The sequence below is a fragment of the Mesorhizobium sp. URHB0026 genome (assembly GCF_054059755.1).
The window spans coordinates 238,608-256,802 of the sequence record NZ_JBSSCN010000001.1; the positions used below are offsets into that span (position 1 = coordinate 238,608).

Sequence of the window (18,195 nt, forward strand, 5' to 3'; positions counted from 1 at the left end):
CATGGCATTTCCAACCGAAGGGATCGATGCGGCATGAGCGTGATGGTCAAGGAAAGCCCGATCAGCGAAACGGACATGGTCGCCGAGGCCGAGAAGGCGCTTGCCGACATCTCCAGGATCCGCGACGGGGTTGGCCGGGTGATCTTTGGCCAGGAGAACGTCGTCGAGCGTACGCTGGTGGCGCTGCTGGCCGGCGGCCATGCGCTTCTGGTCGGTGTGCCGGGCCTCGCCAAGACCAAGCTGGTGGAGACGCTGGGCGTCGTGCTCGGGCTCGATTCGCGCCGCATCCAGTTCACGCCCGACCTGATGCCGTCCGACATCCTCGGCTCCGAGGTCATGGAGCAGGACGAGACCGGCAAGCGCTCGTTCCGCTTCATTTCCGGGCCGATCTTCGCCCAGCTGCTGATGGCGGACGAGATCAACCGCGCCTCGCCCCGCACGCAGTCGGCGCTGCTGCAGGCGATGCAGGAATATCATGTCACCATTGCCGGCGCGCGCTACGACCTGCCTTCCCCCTTCCATGTGCTTGCGACGCAGAACCCGCTGGAGCAGGAAGGCACCTACCCGCTGCCCGAAGCCCAGCTCGACCGCTTCCTGATGCAGGTCGACATCCTCTACCCCGAAATCGAGGCGGAGCGCCGTATCCTGCTGGAAACCACCGGCGTCGAGGACGCGAAAGCCCAGAACGTGCTGCAGCCAGCGCGGCTGAAGGAGATCCAGACGCTGATCCGCCGCATGCCGGTACCCGAAAGCGTCGTCGAGGCGATCCTTACCCTGGTGCGCTCGGCGCGTCCGGGCCAGGGCAATGCCGACACAGACAAGCATGTCGCCTGGGGCCCGGGCCCGCGCGCCAGCCAGGCCCTGATGCTGTGCACCAGGGCCCGCGCGCTCTACGACGGACGACTGGCCCCCTCGGTCGACGATGTCAGGGCGCTGGCCGAACCGGTGCTGCAGCATCGCATGGCGCTGACCTTCGCCGCCCGCGCGGAGGGCACCAGCGTGCGCGACGTGGTGGCAAAGCTTGTGAAAGGCATTTGATGGCGCCTATCGGCGAAGTCCAGGCCCCGGCAGCGACGCGCGATGCGCTCGCCCGAGGCCGGTTGCGGGCTTCGCTGGTTCCCGACCTGCTGGTCGAGGCACGCCGTATCGTCAACACCGTGATCGCCGGCTGGCATGGCCGCCGCAAGCGCGGCATCGGCGAGAATTTCTGGCAGTTCCGGCCCTATGTCGAAGGCGACGCCTCGCGCATCGACTGGCGCCGCTCGGCCCGCGACGACCACACCTATGTGCGCGACCGCGAATGGGAAGCCGCCCACACCGTCTGGCTGTGGGCCGACCCCTCGCCGTCCATGCTCTACAAATCGACGGGAGCCGGCGTTTCCAAGCAATCGCGCGCGCTGGTGCTGGCCTTGGCCATGGCCGAGCTTTTGTCACGCAGCGGCGAACGCATCGCCTGGCCTGATCTGACCGATCCATTCACCGCCCGCAACGGCGCCGAGCGCATCGCCGCCCAGCTCATGCATGCCGGCGAACTGCCGGCAAAACCCGATCTCTCCGACATCAGGCGCTTCTGCGACATCGTCATCGTCAGCGATTTCCTCGACCCTGTCGAGGAAACCATGGCCTGGCTCGACGTGCTCGCCCGCCATGGCGTGCGCGCCCATCTGATCGAAGTCGCCGACCCTGCCGAGGAAACCTTCCCCTATGCCGGCCGCACCGAGTTCACCGATCCCGAGACCGGCGACAAGCTGACCGCCGGCCGCGCCGAGATGTTGGCCGATGAATACCGCCTGCTCTATACCGCTCGCCGCCAGGAGCTGGCCGGCTGGTGCAAGCGGCTTGGCTGGAGCTTTACCGTCAACCACACCGACCGACTCGCGTCCGACGCGTTGGTGCGCCTGCACATGGCGATGACCGCCGATGGCGGGCATACCGGGATGATTGCCGGCGATCAGCCCAGGCTGATCGCCAAGGGCGATCAGCCTGGAAAGGCGGTCGCATGAGCTGGCTGCCGCTCTCCTTCGGCGCCCCCATGGTGCTGTGGGGGCTGCTGGCGCTGCCGGTGATCTGGTGGCTGCTGAGGCTCACCCCGCCAAAGCCGCGGACCGAGGTGTTCCCGCCGCTCAAGATCCTGGCCCGTGTGCTCAGGCGTGAGGAAACCCTGCGGCGCAGCCCCTGGTGGCTGACGCTGCTCAGGCTGCTGATGGCCGCCCTCGTCGTCGCGGCATTGGCCGAACCGGTGTTCAACCCGCGCGAAAAGCTGCCGGCCGAGGGTGCCGCCCTTGCCCTGGTCATCGACAATGATTGGGCAAGCGCCGCCGACTGGAACAAGCGCGTCGCCACCGCCGAGCGGCTGATCAACGACGCCGGCTCGAACGGCGTGCCTGTTGTCGTCGCCTTCACCGCCGAAAAGCCCAATGCCGAGATCGGCCCCTTCGATGCCGCCGCCGCGCTCGACCGGCTGCGCGCCGCCAAGCCGCGGCCGATCCCCACCGACCGGCCCGCCGTCTATGCCCGCGTCGCCGGCATGCTGGAAACCTTGCCCGGCGCCAGCGTCGCCGTGCTGGCCGATGGCCTAGCGGCAAAGGGCGACGAGGCCGCCTTCAACACGCTGTTGTCGAAGAATGCCGCCCGCATCGTCTGGGCGGTGGCCGACCGGCTGTCGCTGACTGGCCTGACATTAGCCGAAAACCAGGTTGATGGCTTTGGTTTGACCGCTATCCGCGCGCCCGGCGACCCCGCCCCGGCGCAGGTCACCGCCGGCGCATTCGACAACAAGGGCCGCCGCATCGCCGATGCGACCCTGACCTTCGCGCCGGGCGAAGCCACGGCCACCGGCACCATGGCGGTGCCGTTCGAATTGCGCAACGACTTCGCCTCGATCGCGCTCGATGGCGAACGGCATGCGGGTGCCGTGCGCGTGCTCGACGAAAGCTCCAAACGCCGCCGCGTCGGGCTGTTGTCGCAAGCCGAAGCCGACCAGGCGCAGCCGCTTCTGTCGCCGCTCTACTACATCAGGCGCGCGCTGCAGCCCTTCGCCGATCTGGTCGAGCCCTCCAGCGCCGATCTCGCCGACGCCATCCCGCAGATCCTCGACCAGAAGCCGGCGATGATCGTCATGGCCGATATCGGCACCATTCCCGCACAGGTCCGGCAAAGACTGGTCGACTGGGTCGACAATGGCGGCACGCTCGTGCGTTTCGCCGGCTCGCGGCTGGCCGCCGCCGGCAATGACGACGATTTGCTGCCGGTCCGCCTGCGCACCGGCGAGCGTTCGCTCGGCGGCGCGCTGTCATGGACCTCGCCGCAGCCAGTCACCGAATTTCCCAAGGCCGGCCCCTTCGCCGACCTGGCGCCGCCGACCGAGGTCACGGTGACCAGGCAGGTGCTGGCCGAACCGACACCCGACATCGTTGAGCGCACCTGGGCGGCCCTTGCCGACGGCACGCCACTGGTGACCGGGCTGAAGAAGGGCAAGGGCACGCTGGTGCTGTTCCATGTCACGCCCGAGGCGACGTGGTCGAACCTGCCGATCTCGGGCAGCTTCGTGGAGATGCTGCGCCGCATCGTGCAATTGTCGCGCAACCAGGGCGCGGCGATCGCCAATGCCGAAGCCGCCGCGACGTCGCTGGCACCCTATCGGATGATCGCGGCCGACGGCTCGCTGGTGCCGCCGACACCGGATGCAAGGCCGCTGGTGCCGGGCGCGGGACCACTGCCGGTCACCTTCGAGAACCCGCCTGGCCTCTATGGCTCGGAGACCGGCGTCTTCGCCCACAATCTGCTCGACGCCTCAAGCACCTTCGCCCCGCTGGCGCGCCCGCAAGTGACGGTGCCTGTTACCACCGTCCAGTACGCCTTCGATGAATCGCGCAACCTGAAGGGCGCGCTGGTCGCGGCGGCTCTGTTGCTGATGCTGCTCGACACGCTGGCGGTGTTGTGGATGGGCGGCCTGTTTTCGCGCCGGCCGCGCCGTGCCGGTGCGGCCGCGACCACGGCCGCCGTGCTGATCGCGCTTGGCGCATTGTTCGGCCATGCCGATATCGCGCGCGCCGATGATGCCAAGCCGGGCGATCAGGTTGCTATCGAGGCGATTTCAAAAACCCGCATCGCCTATGTGCTGACCGGCGTCCCGGGTGTCGATTCGATCAGCCGCGCCGGGCTCGAGGGTCTGACCCGCTTCCTTATCGAGAAGACGGCACTCGAACCGGGCGCACCGGCCGGCGTCGACATTTCGAAGGACGAACTGTCCTTCTATCCCCTGATCTATTGGCCGGTCGATCCGGCGGCACCGATGCCGAGCCCGGCCGCGATCGCCCGCATCGACGCCTATATGCAGCAGGGCGGCACCGTGCTGTTCGACACCCGCGACCAGTTCGCCAACGGCATCGGCGCCGATTCCACCAGCCCGGCGACCGAGCGGCTGCGCGACATCCTCGGCAACCTCAACGTGCCGCCACTGGAGCCGGTGCCGTCGGACCATGTGCTGACCAAATCCTTCTTCATCCTGCCCGAGTTTCCCGGCCGCTTCGCCGGCAGCCCGCTCTGGGTCGAGGCATCGCTCGATGCCAGCAATGCCGACAACCGGCCGGTGCGCACCGGCGACGGCGTATCGCCGATCATGATCACCGCCAATGATTTCGCCGGTGCCTGGGCGGTCGACGAGAATGGCGACCCGCTGCTGCCGACCATACCGAACGATCCGATGCAGCGGGTCTACGCGCTGCGCGCCGGCGTCAACATCATGATGTACATGCTGACCGGCAACTACAAATCCGACCAGGTGCATGTTCCCATCCTGCTCGAACGGCTGGGGCAGTAGGATGACGTTCTTGCCCCCCACGGCGGTCAACTCTCTCCACAACGGAGGGGATGAAGCATGAACTGGTCGATCTCCTTCGAACCGCTTCTATCCTGGCCGCTGCTGGCCCTGGTGCTGGTACCCTTGGCGCTGCTGGCGCTCGTCGGCCTGTGGTTTCGCCAGCGCGGCGCGGTCCTGCGCCTGGTTGCCCTGCTGGCGCTCGCCGCCGCCCTCTTCAACCCCGTATTCCTCAACGAGGAGCGCGAGCCGCTGAGAAGCGTCGTCGCGCTGGTCGTCGACCGCAGCCAGAGCCAGGACATTGGCGACCGCACCAGGCAGACCGACGAGGCCGTGGCCGGGCTGCAGCAGCGTCTTGGCCGCTTCAAGCAGTTCGACGTCCGTGTCGTCGAGGCCGGCAAATCCGACGCCGCCGAGGAGCGCACGGAAACGCGGCTGTTCGGCGCGCTGGAAGGCGCCTTCCGCGACGTGCCGCCCTCGCGCATTGGCGGCGCTATCATGATCACCGACGGCGAGGTGCATGACACGCCGTCGGGCACGCCCGAGTTCAACGCCCCGCTGCATGCCCTGATCACCGGCAACGACCATGAGAAGGACCGCCGCATACGTTTCGAGAACGCGCCGCGTTTCGGCCTTGTCGGCAAGCCGCTCGACATGAGCTATCGCGTCATCTCGACCGAAAACGAGACCGGACCGGTCGATGTGCGCGTCTCGGTCAATGGCGAGCAGGTTTCGGTCGAGCATGCCACGGTCGGCCAGGCCATGCCGCTGCAGGTGACCATCCCGGGTGCTGGGCGCAATATCGTCGAACTGGCCATCGACCGCGAACCGGGCGAACTGACCGACACCAACAACCGCGCCATCGCGCTGGTCGACGGCATCCGCGAGAACCTGCGCGTTCTGCTCGTTTCGGGCGAACCGCACGCGGGCGAGCGCACCTGGCGCAATCTGTTGAAATCCGACGCCTCGGTCGATCTCGTCCATTTCACCATCCTGCGGCCGCCGGAGAAGCAGGACGGCACGCCGATCAACGAATTGTCGCTGATTGCCTTCCCGACCCGCGAGCTGTTCGTCGAAAAGATCAAGGATTTCGACCTGATTATCTTCGACCGCTACCAGCACCGCGACGTGCTGCCGATCCTCTATTACGACTACATCTCCGAATATGTCGAAAAGGGCGGCGCGCTGCTGATCGCCGCCGGTCCCGAATATGCCGGCGAGGCTTCGATCGCACGCACGCCGCTAATGTCGGCGCTGCCGGCCATGCCGACCGGCGAGGTTGTCGACAAGGCCTTTTATCCCCGCCTCACCGAACTCGGTCAGCGTCACCCGGTGACGCGTGGCCTCGACGGTTCGGCCACCGAGCCGCCGCACTGGAGCCGCTGGTTCCGCACCATCGGCGTGCAGAATCCGCAGGGCGAAGTGGTGATGAAGGGCGCCGATAACCGGCCGCTGCTTTTGCTCGACCGCAAGGGTGAAGGCCGCGTCGGCATGCTTCTGTCCGACCAGGGCTGGCTGTGGGCGCGCGGCTTCGAGGGCGGTGGCCCGCATGTCCAGCTCTACCGGCGCATCGCCCACTGGCTGATGAAGGAGCCCGAGCTCGAAGAAGAGCGGCTGACCGCCGAAGGACGCGGCATGGTGCTGGAGATCCGCCGCCAAACCATGGCCGACGATCCGGGCCCGGCGCAGATCATCACCCCCTCCGGCAAGACGCTCACCGTCAAGCTCGACAAGTCCGAGCCCGGCGTCTTCCTCGGCAGCGTCCAGACCAGCGAGATCGGCCTCTTCCAGGTTGCCAATGGCGATCTCACCGCGCTTGCCCATGTCGGACCGGTCAACGCTCCGGAATTCGCCGACGTCGTCTCCACGCAGGAGCGGCTGAAGGCGCCGGCGGAAGCCACCGGCGGCAGCGTGCGCCGGCTGGCGTCTGCCACGGCCAGCGACGTGACGCTGCCTTCCATCGTGCCGGTGCGCTCGGCCGGCGAGGCGTCGGGCAGCGACTGGATCGGCCTGCGCACCACCGACGACAGTGTGCTCAAGGCCGTGTCGCGCGTGCCGCTGTTCGGCGGCTTCCTCGGCCTCGGCCTGTTGCTCCTAGCGATGGGTTCGATGTGGTACCGCGAGGGACGGTAGAGCGGTGCGCTCTTTCTTTCTCCCCGTATACGGGGAGAAAGACGCTGTCGCGAATGGTTCGCCAATTGTCGAAACCAAGACTATGACGAGCCCCTCCTCACTCCTCCGGTTCCGTCGTGAACAGCAGTGGGTAGCCCTTGGCCTTGCCGGCGTCGGTGGCCCGCGTCGCCTTGGTCTCGGCGACATCCCTGGTGAAGACCGCGACCACGCAGACGCCACGCTGGTGCGCGGTGATCATGACCCGGTGCGCCTGGTCCTCTGAGAGCTTGAACTCGCCTTTCAGCACCGTCACCACGAATTCGCGCGGCGTGAAATCGTCATTGACGAGAATGACCTTGTAGAGCTTCGGCCGCTCTGTCCGTGGCTTGACCTTGGTGCGCGGTTTTGTGGTGATTTCAGGCATTCGAACCGACTGTTTTCGCGATCAGCTTAAGTCCGCATTTTGCCGCAGGCGGCAGTGATCGTCCATTTACGGACCGTCGGCGGGCGGGCCCGGTCCTTCAGGATCATGTGGAGAATTATCGGTCGCGGTTCAACGGCCCTGACGGCGGAAGACGCGGCGCGTTTCGTCCGCATCGGCCCGGCGTTCCAGCCATGCCGCGATCGGCCATCCGGCAACACAGATCAGCGTCACGCCGGCGAGCACGATCAAAAGCCAGGCCTGCACCGGCGTGATGTAATCCCAGTTGCTGGAAATCGCCGGTGCGAACAGCGAAGGCTCGGTGCGCCCGCTTGCAGGGTCCGGCACGGGGCTGGCGGTGAGCAGAATCAGCACCCTGGCGGCGCCGGTGGCAACCAGGCCGCCGATCACCATGGAGCGAAAAATGGACGAAAGCCGCTTCTTCATGCGGATTGGTCCTACAGGGCCGGCATTGCAAACGGGTTAAGCACGATCGAGATACGTGGCTGGAAGCCGCCGGCGTCAGCTCATCGACCGACAGTGCCCTTGGCAGAAGGCCGCCCCAGCCGGTTTGCGGCTGGGGCGGCCTTGCTAGAACTAACCTCGAAGCTGATCAGGGCTTCTTGGCAGCAGCCTTCGCGGGGGCCGCCTTCGCGGGAGCCGCCATCGCGGGGGCCTTCTTGACCGGGCACTTGTGCTTCTTGGTCACCTTGCAGACGGTCTTCTTGGCGTCCTTCTTCGGAGCAGCCATGGCCGGAGCGGTGGTCGTCGCGGCAGCAGCCGGAGCGGTGGTCGTGGTGGCAGCGGCCGGGGCAGCGGTCGTGGTCGCGGCAGCGTTGCCGAGAACGGGCATCGAGAAGGCGAGAGCGACGGCGAGACCAAGGGCGGACAGGAGGGATTTCTTCATGGCTTCGTTTTCCTTTTTTGTACGGGTCGTTTTGAGTGTCACTGGACCGGGTCGTTCGGTGTCACTCCAAGCAGCTTCAAAGCATTGGCGAGCATCCGGATGCCCTGCGCCTGTTTCTTGGCGGCGCAGTACCGGTTACCCTTTCTCTGAAGTGCCTTTGCCGCGGTGACCTGCGTTGCCGTGGCATGGGTTTCGAGGGCTTCATCAAATTGGTGGCTGAGATTGGCGCACCGTTCGCTCCGGGTCAGCGGCGCCTTTGCATCGGATTGGCCGACAGCGGCAGTGAGCAGGCCAAGGCCCAGCAAAACTCCCAACGAACTGATCGACAATCTTGGCATCGGTTTATCCGTTAACCCGGAGACTAGCGTCGCAGCCGATGACCTGACCGCCACGGCACCGTTATGCCGGCCTACCTTTTCAGGAGTTTTTCCGGATTGTAGAATTTTGTTTCTGGATTGTGTCTGGCCAAGCCACGCCAATCTGGCCGTTGCTTCATGTGGAGAAGGCGGTATTCATTTTTCCTTGAAAAGCAAGGCACTGGCCAACATACGGCCCGAATTCTATCGTGTGGCTCACCAGCCAAGAATGGCGTGGCCGGCAAACCAGACAGGGCAGCTGTGAAATCCGAGACACACATACTCATCGTCGACGACGACAAGGGCATCCGCGACCTGCTTCAGGAGTTCTTCCAGAAGCGGGGCCTGCACACCTCGGTTGCCGCCGACGGCACCGAGATGGAAACCATCCTGCGCCGCACGCAGGTGGATCTGATCGTGCTCGACGTGATGCTGCCCGGCAGGAGCGGGCTGGAACTGTGCCGCGACATCCGCGCCCAGTATTCGACGCCGATCATCATGCTGACCGCCGTCACCGAGACGACTGACCGCGTCGTCGGGCTCGAGATGGGCGCCGACGACTATGTGCCCAAACCCTTCGACCCGCGCGAATTGCTGGCCCGCATCCGCGCCGTGCTGCGGCGCAATGGCGCCGCCGAGCCCAAGCGCGCCACCACCAAGCAGATTTACCACTTCGCCGGCTGGACGATGGACTGCTCGCGGCGGCGGCTGACCGCGCCTGACGACGTCAGGGTCGAACTGACCATGGCTGAGTTCAACCTCCTGCAGACCTTCGTCAAGAGCGCCCAGCGCGTGCTGACCCGCGATCAGCTCATTGAACTCTCCGGCGGCGACAGTGACTATTCCTTCGATCGCAGCATCGACATCCTTGTCTCCAGGCTGCGGCGCAAGATGGAAGATGATCCCAAGACGCCCAAACTGATCCTCACCGTGCGCAGCGGCGGCTATCAGTTCCTGCCCGAGACGACCTCCGAATGAGACGTTTCCTGCCGCAGACCTTGCCTGTCTGGGTGCTGCTGATCGTCATTGCCGGCCTGCTGATCAGTCAGGTCGCGACGCTGTATATCGTATCGCGCGACCGCGCCGCCGCCAATGACGTGGTCGACCTTTACCGCCTCAACGACCGCGCCTTCTCGCTCGTGCAGCTGATGCACGACGCCACGCCGGACGAGCGCAAGGCGACGGCGACCGGGCTTTTCAACTCCACCTACGCGCTCACCGTCTCGGACACGCCCGCCGTCACCTCCTCGATCGCCGGCGACGACGAACTGGCCGAACTCGAAGACATCCTCGTCGGCCGACTGTCCAAGTTCGGCATCACCGACGCGCGCGTGCGGCGCGATCCGGCGACGCGCGAAGCCGACGATGCCGGCGGCGCGGCACCGGGACCCGAGATCGGCCAGGTCGAGCGAGATCTTCTGGTGCTGGCCGCCGATTTCGCCCAGAGCGACAAGCTGACGGCTTCGCTGCGCTTCGCCGACGGCCAATGGCTGAATTTCACCGAACCGATCACGCCCGTCGGCCCGATCTTGAGCGTCGATAGCCTGCCGCTCTATTCGCTGATCGCGGGGCTGGTGGTGATCATGTCGATCTGGTCGCTGCGCCGGCTGACCGCGCCCTACCGGATGATGGAAACCGCCGTCAACCGGATCGGCAACGACCTCAAGAGCCCGCCGATCGCCGAGAGCGGCAGCCGCGAGGTGCGCGCCGCCGCCAAGGCGATCAACGCCATGCAGGGGAGGCTGCGCGAATATGTCGAGGATCGTGAGCACCTGGCGGCGGCCCTCGCGCACGACCTGCGCACGCCGATGACCAGGATGCGGCTGCGCCTGGAGCTGTTGCGCAGATCACCGGCGCGCCAGGCCCTCGCCCACGATCTCGCCGACATCGAAAGCATCGCGAGTTCGGTGATAGACTTCGCCAAATTCGAGGTCACGGAAGAGAAGGCCGAACGGATCGATTTCTGGTCGCTCGTTGAATCGGTCGCCGACAGCTACGAGACGGTGTCCTTCGACAATGACGACATCCGCCCGCGCGGCCTGATCTGCATGGCGCGGCCTGTGGCGCTCAAGCGCTGTGTCACCAATCTGGTGCAGAATGCCGTCACCTACGGCAAGCAGGCGCATCTCAGCCTCAGCCGCTTGGACGGCACGATCACGCTCGCCATCCGTGACGAGGGACCGGGCATTCCCCAGGCCCAGATCGACGCCGTCTTTGGCTCCTTCGTCCGCCTCGAACAGTCCCGCAACCGCCAGACCGGCGGCCTCGGGCTTGGGCTGACCATTGCCCGCAACATCGCGCGCGCGGCGGGCGGTGAAGTGCGCCTGTCCAACCATCCGGACGGCGGCCTGCTGACGGAGTTGCGCCTGCCGATGGCGGCTTAGGACGTAGCCGCCTAAGCGCGCCGAAACGGATCAGGCGACGCGCTTTAGTCTTTGTTTTTGTGCATGTCTTCCCAAACCGAGGTTACGGTTGGGCGACATGCATCAGCGCCGCAGCACCGCGCTCAGCACATCGCGAATGCCGATCGCGCCGACGAAGCGCGACTGGTCGTCGAACAGCGCCACGGGTGCGGTCTGCGACCGGTGCATGGCCAGCATCACGGTCTTGAGCGAGGTGCCCGGATTGGCCCAGAACACCTGCGCCAACTCCTCCGGCTGGCTCTCGACATCGGCGCAGGACACCCATACGGCCGGCTTGCCATCGCGCTCGGCCGCCGCCACCAGCCCGTGCTCGTCGATCTTGAAGCGCGTCGTCTTGCGCCGGTCGAGCCACACCCAGCCGTCCTTGCCCTGTTCGAGATCGCGGCGGTCGCGCATCACGTTCCAGGCGGTCAGCACCGAGAGCGGGTTCACATTGGCGATAAAGTCGCGGACATAGTCGTTGGCTGGGCGCAGCACGATGTCTTCCGGCGCGCCGGTCTGGACAATACGGCCGCCCTCCATGATGGTGATGTGGCTGCCGATCTTCAGCGCCTCCTCGAGGTCGTGGCTGACGAAGATGATGGTCTTCTTCAATTCCGCCTGCAGCTGCAAGAGTTCGTCCTGCAGCTTGGTGCGGATCAGCGGGTCGAGGGCCGAGAACGGCTCGTCCATCAACAGGATAGGCGCCTCGGTGGCGAAGGCACGTGCCAGGCCGACGCGCTGCTGCATGCCGCCCGACAGCTCATGAGCGTATTTGTTCGACCATTGGTCGAGATTGACCAGCTTGAGCTGGCGATGCACCCGCTCCTTGCGCTCTGCATCCGGCACCCCGGCGAGTTCGAGGCCGAGGCCGACATTCTCCTCCACCGTGCGCCATGGCAGCAGGCCGAACTGCTGGAACACCATCGCCACCTGCTTCTGCCGCAGCCGCCGCAAGGTCGGCTCGTCGCAGGTGACGACATCGACCGTGCGGTCACCGTCCTTGACCAGCACCTGGCCGCGCGACACCACGTTGAGCCGGTTGACCGCGCGAAGCAGCGTCGACTTGCCCGAACCGGACAGGCCCATCAGCACCGAGATCTCGCCTTCATGCACGGTGAGGCTGGCGCCGGCGCAGCCGAGCACATTGCCAGTCTTCTCGAGTATTTCGGCCCGGGTGGCGCCGTTGTCGATCATCGCCAGCGAGCCGGCCTGGTCGGCGCCGAAGACGATATCGACATTCCTGAAATCGACGGCGACGGTCATTTCTTGCCTCCAACGCCAATGCGGGTCATCCGGTCGAGCACGATGGCGAGCACGACGATGGCGAGACCGGCCTCAAGGCCCAGATCGATGCGGCGCGAACCGAGCGCCCGGTTGATTTCCGTGCCGAGCCCGCCGGCGCCGATCAGGGCCGCGAACACCACCATCGACAGCGACAGCATGATCGACTGCGTCAAACCCGCCATGATGGTGGGCAGCGCCGAGGGCAGCTCGACCTTCCACAACAGCTGGCTCTTGGTGGCGCCGAAGGCCTCGCCGGCCTCGATGATCGACTTCGGTACCGAGACGACGCCGAGATGGGTGAGCCGGACCGCGGTCGGGATGACGAAGATGATGGTGACGATCAGGCCGGGCGCGTTGCCAAGACCGAACAGCGTCAGCACCGGGATCAGGTAGACGAAGGTCGGCAGCGTCTGCATCAGATCGAGCACCGGCAGCATGATGCGATAGACCTTCGGCTTGTGCGCGGCCCAGATGCCGAGCGGCACGCCGATCGCCATCGCCGCCGCCGCCGCCGCGACAACCAGCACCAGCGTCTGCACCGTCTGTTTCCAAAGGTTCTGGTTGATGATGAAGATCAGCCCGAGGAAAACGCCGATGGCGAGCGGCCGCGAACGCTGCAGCAGCCAGGCGATGACGGCAATCACCAAAGCGAGCACCACCGGCGGCACCATCAGCAGAATGTTGACCAGCCCGTCGAGCAGGAAATTGAGGCCATTCGAGAAAGCCCTGAAGACCGTGTCGAAATTGTCGGTAAGGAAGCCGAAGAACGCCTTTCCCCAGGCGCCGATCGGGATCTTGTGATCGACCATGAACTTGGAAATCGGATCCATCTCACCCCTCGTTTGCCAGAGCTCTGCCTTCGGCCCCGTACTGTCGCGACGTCATCTTGTCACAGGATACGAAAAAGGGCAGCCTTTTCCACAAAGGCTGCCCTCTGTTTCGGTCACGCCGAAATCAAAAGTCGGCTCAGCTTCCGAGCGCGGTCTTGACCGCCGCCGCCGCGTCGCCGCCGTCGAAGGTGGTCACGCCGGCGATCCAGGGCTTGACCGCATCCGGGTTTTTCTTCAACCAGTCGGTTGCGACCTTGTTGGCATCGCTGCCCTTCAGGATGGCGTCCATCATCTGGCCTTCCATATCCAGATTGAACTTCAGGTTGGCGATGAACTTGCCGACATTCGGGCACTCGGTCATGTAGCCCTTGCGCACATTGGTCGAGACGGTGGCCGCGCCGAAGCCGCTGTCGCCCATGCCGTCGAGATAGGTGATCTTCATGGCGCCCATCACCGGATGCGGCGTCCAGCCGAGGAAGGCGATCCACTCATTGCTCTTCATCGACTGCTCGGCCTGCGTCAGCATGCCGGCCTCCGAGGATTCGACCAGTTCGAACCCGTCGAGGTTGTCCTTCGGGTTCTTGATCATGTCGAGGATGATGCGATTGCCGTCATTGCCGGCCTCGATGCCGTAGATCTTGCCATTGAACTTGTCCTTGAACTTGCCGAGGTCGGTCAGCGACTTGACGCCGGCATCCGCGACATAGGTCGGCACGACGATGCCGTAACCGGCGCCGGCCAGGTTCTGGCTGACGGTCTCGACCGAACCGTCGGCCGTATAGTCCTTGATGTCATTGGTCATCGACGGCATCCAGTTGCCGAGGAAGACGTCGAGGTCCTTGTTCTTCAGCGACGCATAGGTCACCGGAACAGAGAGCTGGATCACCTGCGGCTCGTAGCCGAGCGCGGTGAGCAGCACCGAGGCCAGCCCGGTGGTGGCCTGGATGTCGGTCCAGCCGACATCGGAGAGGCGAACCGCCTTGCAGCTTGCCGGATCGCCCGCGAAGGCGGCGCTCGTGGACAGGAAAGCCGCCAAGCCTAGGCCGGCGACGAAGGAATTCATACGCGACATCTGTATTCTCCCATTGCGATTCTTTGGCGAAGCGAAGTTACGTTTTTTGTGCCCGCCTTGTTTCGTCAGCCAAACACCATTCTGGAGTGGTTTCAAGCGCTAAGACAATCACGATCAACGGCGCTGGCTGGCCCATCAGCGACACCGCTGACGCTTTCCGTGCCGAGCCCAAGCCCAATCTGGCTCGGCAACGGCGGCTTTTTCAGGGGAATGCGGCGCCGGCCCCTCCCCGAGGCGTGGCAAGTCGGCTTAAAAGGGCGGCATGGCCAAGCTTTACTTCCACTACGCGACGATGAATGCCGGCAAGACGACCATGCTGTTGCAGGCGTCGTACAATTACCGCGAGCGCGGCATGACGACGATGCTGTTCGTCGCCGGCCACTACCGCAAAGGTGACACCGGCCTGATCTCGTCGCGCATCGGTCTGGAAACGGAAGCCGAGATGTTCCGCGACGGCGACGACCTGTTCGCCCGCGTCGCCGAGCATCACCAGCACACGGCGGTACATTGCGTCTTTGTCGACGAGGCGCAGTTCCTGGAGGAGGAGCAGGTCTGGCAGCTTGCCCGCATCGCCGACCGGCTCAACATCCCGGTCATGTGCTATGGCCTGCGCACCGATTTTCAGGGCAAGCTGTTTCCCGGCTCGCGCGCGCTGCTGGCGATCGCCGACGATCTGCGCGAAGTGCGCACCATCTGCCGCTGCGGCCGCAAGGCGACGATGGTCGTGCGCCTCGGTCCCGACGGCAAGGTGGCCCGGCAGGGCGAACAGGTGGCGATCGGCAAGGATGTCTACGTCTCGCTCTGCCGCCGGCATTGGGAAGAGGAAATGGGCCGCGCGGCCCCCGACGACTTCATCGGCTTTATCAGCCGCTGAAGTGGCTCGCTGGGGCGTCGGCGTCTGGTAGCCGGCTGCCACCCCTTGCAGTCGCGCCGTTCTATGGTGCCTTTGTTAAGGTCAGCGCCCTATTTTCCCGTCCTCAGTCAGAGCTTCCCGGGGTCAGCCATGCTTCGAGCCGTCTTGTCCGCCAGCCTTCTTCTGCTTGCCACCTCCGTTACCGCCCAGGCCGGGGGCGACCCTGTGCTGGGCAAACATGTTTTTAACCGATGCATGGCCTGCCATGAGGCGGCGACCGACCGCGACAAGGTCGGCCCGCATCTGATGGGTGTCGTCGGCCGCAAGGCGGGAACCGCCGAAAGCTTCCTCGGCCATTATTCGGACGCCATGAAAAGCGCGGGGGCTGCCGGTCTCGTCTGGGACGAGGCAAATCTTGCCGAATACCTCAGATCGCCAAAGCTGAAGGTGCCCGGCAACAGGATGGCCTTTGGTGGCCTCAACAATGACGACGACATCGCCAACGTCATCGCCTATCTGAAGGCCGACCCCAAGCCCTGAGCCGACGCCGTTCGTCGTCGGACGGGCGGACTTGCGCCGCCGTGTGGGGCTGCAAATGGCCAGTTGTTGTCGGGGTTAGGAGCCATTCGCTTCCGCGTGGACTGATTGCTTTGCCGGCATCAAAGTTCAAAATCAGCTGAACAAGGTTGGGCCTGCCAGTTGATCACGCCATGACCACGGCTCCATTGGCTTTCAAGGGTTCGGCCGGATATTTGTTTTCGCGTCGTGCACTGTCTTCACGTCTTTCAATCCCCGGATACCCCACATATATTCGCCGCTGTTCGCAACCAGCGAGCGGAAGCCGAAGCGGGAGGCCCCTATGGCGACATTGCAGAATTTCGATGCCGAAATTGCCAAGACCAAGCAGGTCGTCCAGGACATGCGCACCAAGATCGAGCAATCCGGAACCGTGCTCGACACGCTCGCAACCGCCGACAAGAAGATCGGCGACGCCAATTTCGACATCGAGAACGCCCGCATCGAGGATGTACTGAAACAGCAGAAGGTGATGGAAGGCAACATCGCCGACCTCATCATCGGGCTGGAGGACGCCACCAACGTCTTCGGCGCCGAGTTCGAGAGCATGAAGAACTATACCGGCTGGGAAAACTTCGTCGGCGTTTTTTCGGCGCAGCGCAAGCAGCGCATGCGCACCGATCGCGTCCGCAACATGTCGCTCGCCGGCAACCTGCAGGAGCTGCTGGCCAAGTCCGATACCATCGTCGGCATATTGAAGGCGCAGAAGGAAATTCTCGACCAGCGCTACAAGACCTCCGAGGCCAGCCTGTCGCAGGTGATCGAGCGCCGCAAGACCACCATGACCAACCTCGAAACCGTGCAGAAGCGCATCGAGGAGCTCAATCCGATGCTGCTCGACATCGAAAACAGGATCGCCGCCTCGACCAGCCAGAAGGACCGCACGCAGCTCGAGGGCGAGCGTTCCAAGCTCGCCACCGAATACAATGAAAAGCAGGCCAAGGAACAGGAACTGCTGGCCGAAAGCCAGACGCTGGAGCGCTATACCTCGATGTTCCAGACCTTCGTCGATTCGCTCAACAACCAGATCGCCGCGCAGTCGACGCTGATCAACAAGCTGACCATCGATACCGAACAGCGCATCGTGCTCTACAAGGCGCTCGAGGACTCGCTGAAGACCGCCGCCCAGCAGGACGTTGCCCACAAGATCAACACGCTGGGCAGCCAGGTCGACAACACGGCCGAGGAAACCATGGCCGGCATCGGCGCCGCCTCGCAGAAGCACATCGGCGATCTCTTGGAGATGCACGAAAAGAACATGGTCGCCAGCGCCGACATCCAGCGCCGCAAGAAGCTGGCCGACGATGCCTTTGCCCGCCGCTTCGACGAGGTGCTGAAGAAGCACAATTCGGCCAACTACGTGCAGTCATAATTGCCGCGCGCACCCGTGCGACAATCCCAGGACTGATAGCATGACCCCCGAAAACGACGCCGCGGCCCGGTATTTCTCGGCAATCACGGCCGCGCTCAGCGGCCTTGAAGTGTTCATGCGCGACGACCGCTCGCCGCTTTACCGGCACGGCATCGTCGCCAAGATCGTTGCCGAGTACATCGCTCGGCTCGACAAGTCCTTTTCCTGCTGGCGCAACCGGCTGGGCTTCATGGACACATTCCGCATTTCGCGCGCCGAGAGCGGCTACCCGGTGTTCCAGAACCTGCTTGAACTGGAAAACGACCGCCTGCAGGCCGACGCGCGGCTCGCCAACATCCCCCAGGCCGGCGAGCTGCGTGAGGAGATGGCCGACTTCATCCTGCGCCACAAGGAGTTCCCCGAGGCGCTGCAGAAATCGATGGCCGAGCGACTCTATCTCGAAGACGTCAAGAGCGAGCAGACCTTCGGTCCGTTCACGCTGGCGCAGACGGCCAAGGTGTCGGTCAATCCGAAGACGGCGCGGCCTTATTATCTCGTCCACTGGGCAACTTTCGACGGCAGCGCCAACCTGCCGCTGGTCTACATGGTGACGGTGGAGGATTCCTCGGAAAGCATGGTCCGCCAGCTTGTCGACCGGAGCGGCAAGCTCAATGAGAAGGTCGACATTCCGCTGCCCGTCGACGGCCTGCTCAACCCCGAGCTTGCCCACCGCTTCGACGATTTCACCGAGAAGAATTCGGCCTATACGTTGTCGCCGGCGACCATCGCGGTCAATCTCGACAAGGATTTCGAGCCATTGCACCCCAAGCAGCTGAGGCGGGTGGTACTTGGCCCCTTCTACTCGGCAGGCATCACCGACAACAATTCGACGGTGACGGAAGTGCTGGCCAAGGTGCGCAAGCCCGAAAATGCCTGGCTTTTGACCTGGACCATCCAGGAAGTCTATTCCAAGGGCGAGAAGCCCGGCCGCAAGGGCCTGTTCTCCAGCGAGAAGACGACGCAGGAATTCTTCATCAACACCGACGACCTGGAAGCCGCGCGCCAGGGCGTGTCGAGCTATGAAAACCACGCGCTGATCCCGCACGAAGCCTACCAGGCGCTTTACGCCGCCGGCGAAGCACAGAAGATCTTTGGCGGCTACAAGGTTCACATCCTGTCGAATGGGCAGGTCATCTCAGACGTCTGACC

Annotated in this window: 17 protein-coding genes; 10 read left to right on the forward strand and 7 right to left on the reverse strand. The window is 64.5% G+C overall.

The window, feature by feature from the left end:
* Positions 1-33: 33 nt before the first annotated feature.
* The 4 genes from ACVWWD_RS01245 to ACVWWD_RS01260 are packed head-to-tail and all read left to right on the forward strand — an operon-like array spanning position 34 to position 6,952.
* A complete protein-coding gene (locus ACVWWD_RS01245) occupies positions 34-1,038 on the forward strand; it encodes an AAA family ATPase (protein ID WP_023770308.1) in 1,005 nt (334 codons plus the stop codon).
* Entirely contained in the window at positions 1,038-2,003 is a 966-nt protein-coding gene (locus tag ACVWWD_RS01250; RefSeq protein WP_352551856.1) for a DUF58 domain-containing protein, read from the forward strand. Before ACVWWD_RS01245 ends, ACVWWD_RS01250 begins: the two co-directional genes overlap by 1 nt.
* Positions 2,000-4,822 (forward strand): DUF4159 domain-containing protein, encoded by a 2,823-nt coding sequence (locus ACVWWD_RS01255; RefSeq protein ID WP_352551858.1) that lies wholly within the window; start codon positions 2,000-2,002, stop codon positions 4,820-4,822. The genes ACVWWD_RS01250 and ACVWWD_RS01255 overlap by 4 nt, the downstream gene beginning before the upstream one ends.
* A 57-nt stretch (positions 4,823-4,879) precedes the next feature.
* On the forward strand, positions 4,880-6,952 hold the full coding sequence (locus tag ACVWWD_RS01260; protein WP_023781412.1) for a membrane protein: 2,073 nt from the start codon (positions 4,880-4,882) through the stop codon (positions 6,950-6,952).
* Between the two features lie 97 nt (positions 6,953-7,049).
* On the opposite strand, the gene clpS is transcribed toward ACVWWD_RS01260, so the two are convergent.
* The 4 genes from clpS to ACVWWD_RS01280 all read right to left on the reverse strand — a co-directional run bounded on the left by clpS (position 7,050) and on the right by ACVWWD_RS01280 (position 8,597).
* Entirely contained in the window at positions 7,050-7,355 is a 306-nt protein-coding gene (gene clpS / locus ACVWWD_RS01265) for an ATP-dependent Clp protease adapter ClpS (RefSeq protein ID WP_023770312.1), read from the reverse strand.
* 129 nt (positions 7,356-7,484) lie between these two features.
* On the reverse strand, positions 7,485-7,799 hold the full coding sequence (locus ACVWWD_RS01270) for a hypothetical protein (protein WP_023781411.1): 315 nt from the start codon (positions 7,797-7,799) through the stop codon (positions 7,485-7,487).
* A 166-nt stretch (positions 7,800-7,965) separates the two neighbouring features.
* Complete coding sequence (locus ACVWWD_RS01275; protein WP_352551864.1) at positions 7,966-8,259, reverse strand: hypothetical protein; 294 nt, start codon at positions 8,257-8,259, stop codon at positions 7,966-7,968.
* Positions 8,260-8,297: 38 nt separating this feature from the next.
* Positions 8,298-8,597 (reverse strand): hypothetical protein, encoded by a 300-nt coding sequence (locus ACVWWD_RS01280; RefSeq protein ID WP_023781409.1) that lies wholly within the window; start codon positions 8,595-8,597, stop codon positions 8,298-8,300.
* Between the two features lie 279 nt (positions 8,598-8,876).
* Between ACVWWD_RS01280 and ACVWWD_RS01285 the strand changes: the two genes are divergently transcribed.
* Positions 8,877-9,593: a response regulator gene (locus tag ACVWWD_RS01285; protein ID WP_023770316.1), complete on the forward strand. Its 717-nt coding sequence runs from the start codon at positions 8,877-8,879 to the stop codon at positions 9,591-9,593.
* A complete protein-coding gene (locus tag ACVWWD_RS01290; RefSeq protein ID WP_023781408.1) occupies positions 9,590-10,999 on the forward strand; it encodes an ATP-binding protein in 1,410 nt (469 codons plus the stop codon). The genes ACVWWD_RS01285 and ACVWWD_RS01290 overlap by 4 nt, the downstream gene beginning before the upstream one ends.
* Positions 11,000-11,101: 102 nt before the next feature.
* On the opposite strand, the gene choV is transcribed toward ACVWWD_RS01290, so the two are convergent.
* The 3 genes from choV to ACVWWD_RS01305 all read right to left on the reverse strand — a co-directional run bounded on the left by choV (position 11,102) and on the right by ACVWWD_RS01305 (position 14,206).
* A complete protein-coding gene (choV, locus tag ACVWWD_RS01295) occupies positions 11,102-12,283 on the reverse strand; it encodes a choline ABC transporter ATP-binding protein (RefSeq protein ID WP_023770318.1) in 1,182 nt (393 codons plus the stop codon).
* Positions 12,280-13,134 (reverse strand): choline ABC transporter permease subunit, encoded by an 855-nt coding sequence (gene choW, locus ACVWWD_RS01300; protein WP_023770319.1) that lies wholly within the window; start codon positions 13,132-13,134, stop codon positions 12,280-12,282. Before choW ends, choV begins: the two co-directional genes overlap by 4 nt.
* A gap of 136 nt (positions 13,135-13,270) precedes the next feature.
* Entirely contained in the window at positions 13,271-14,206 is a 936-nt protein-coding gene (locus tag ACVWWD_RS01305) for a choline ABC transporter substrate-binding protein (protein ID WP_023781406.1), read from the reverse strand.
* 262 nt (positions 14,207-14,468) lie between these two features.
* Here ACVWWD_RS01305 and ACVWWD_RS01310 point away from each other — a divergent pair, with 262 nt between their 5' ends.
* The 4 genes from ACVWWD_RS01310 to ACVWWD_RS01325 all read left to right on the forward strand — a co-directional run bounded on the left by ACVWWD_RS01310 (position 14,469) and on the right by ACVWWD_RS01325 (position 18,193).
* Complete coding sequence (locus ACVWWD_RS01310; protein ID WP_140665126.1) at positions 14,469-15,080, forward strand: thymidine kinase; 612 nt, start codon at positions 14,469-14,471, stop codon at positions 15,078-15,080.
* 129 nt (positions 15,081-15,209) lie between these two features.
* Positions 15,210-15,599 carry a c-type cytochrome gene (locus tag ACVWWD_RS01315; RefSeq protein WP_023770321.1) on the forward strand — a complete coding sequence of 130 codons (390 nt, stop codon included), beginning with the start codon at positions 15,210-15,212 and terminating at the stop codon, positions 15,597-15,599.
* A gap of 319 nt (positions 15,600-15,918) precedes the next feature.
* Positions 15,919-17,007 carry a hypothetical protein gene (locus ACVWWD_RS01320; RefSeq protein WP_023781403.1) on the forward strand — a complete coding sequence of 363 codons (1,089 nt, stop codon included), beginning with the start codon at positions 15,919-15,921 and terminating at the stop codon, positions 17,005-17,007.
* 40 nt (positions 17,008-17,047) lie between these two features.
* The gene (locus tag ACVWWD_RS01325) at positions 17,048-18,193 is read left to right on the forward strand and encodes a hypothetical protein (RefSeq protein WP_352551869.1); all 1,146 of its coding nucleotides are present in this window, start codon (positions 17,048-17,050) and stop codon (positions 18,191-18,193) included.
* Positions 18,194-18,195 lie beyond the last annotated feature (2 nt).

Excerpts from the sequence above, each read along its gene's own strand:
- ACVWWD_RS01245 (WP_023770308.1), top strand. The coding sequence starts at position 34 with ATGAGCGTGATGGTCAAGGAAAGCCCGATCAGCGAAACGGACATGGTC.
- ACVWWD_RS01250 (WP_352551856.1), top strand. The coding sequence starts at position 1,038 with ATGGCGCCTATCGGCGAAGTCCAGGCCCCGGCAGCGACGCGCGATGCG.
- ACVWWD_RS01255 (WP_352551858.1), top strand. The coding sequence starts at position 2,000 with ATGAGCTGGCTGCCGCTCTCCTTCGGCGCCCCCATGGTGCTGTGGGGG.
- ACVWWD_RS01260 (WP_023781412.1), top strand. The coding sequence starts at position 4,880 with ATGAACTGGTCGATCTCCTTCGAACCGCTTCTATCCTGGCCGCTGCTG.
- clpS (WP_023770312.1), bottom strand. The coding sequence starts at position 7,355 with ATGCCTGAAATCACCACAAAACCGCGCACCAAGGTCAAGCCACGGACA.
- ACVWWD_RS01270 (WP_023781411.1), bottom strand. The coding sequence starts at position 7,799 with ATGAAGAAGCGGCTTTCGTCCATTTTTCGCTCCATGGTGATCGGCGGC.
- ACVWWD_RS01275 (WP_352551864.1), bottom strand. The coding sequence starts at position 8,259 with ATGAAGAAATCCCTCCTGTCCGCCCTTGGTCTCGCCGTCGCTCTCGCC.
- ACVWWD_RS01280 (WP_023781409.1), bottom strand. The coding sequence starts at position 8,597 with ATGCCAAGATTGTCGATCAGTTCGTTGGGAGTTTTGCTGGGCCTTGGC.
- ACVWWD_RS01290 (WP_023781408.1), top strand. The coding sequence starts at position 9,590 with ATGAGACGTTTCCTGCCGCAGACCTTGCCTGTCTGGGTGCTGCTGATC.
- choV (WP_023770318.1), bottom strand. The coding sequence starts at position 12,283 with ATGACCGTCGCCGTCGATTTCAGGAATGTCGATATCGTCTTCGGCGCC.
- choW (WP_023770319.1), bottom strand. The coding sequence starts at position 13,134 with ATGGATCCGATTTCCAAGTTCATGGTCGATCACAAGATCCCGATCGGC.
- ACVWWD_RS01305 (WP_023781406.1), bottom strand. The coding sequence starts at position 14,206 with ATGTCGCGTATGAATTCCTTCGTCGCCGGCCTAGGCTTGGCGGCTTTC.
- ACVWWD_RS01310 (WP_140665126.1), top strand. The coding sequence starts at position 14,469 with ATGGCCAAGCTTTACTTCCACTACGCGACGATGAATGCCGGCAAGACG.
- ACVWWD_RS01315 (WP_023770321.1), top strand. The coding sequence starts at position 15,210 with ATGCTTCGAGCCGTCTTGTCCGCCAGCCTTCTTCTGCTTGCCACCTCC.
- ACVWWD_RS01320 (WP_023781403.1), top strand. The coding sequence starts at position 15,919 with ATGGCGACATTGCAGAATTTCGATGCCGAAATTGCCAAGACCAAGCAG.
- ACVWWD_RS01325 (WP_352551869.1), top strand. The coding sequence starts at position 17,048 with ATGACCCCCGAAAACGACGCCGCGGCCCGGTATTTCTCGGCAATCACG.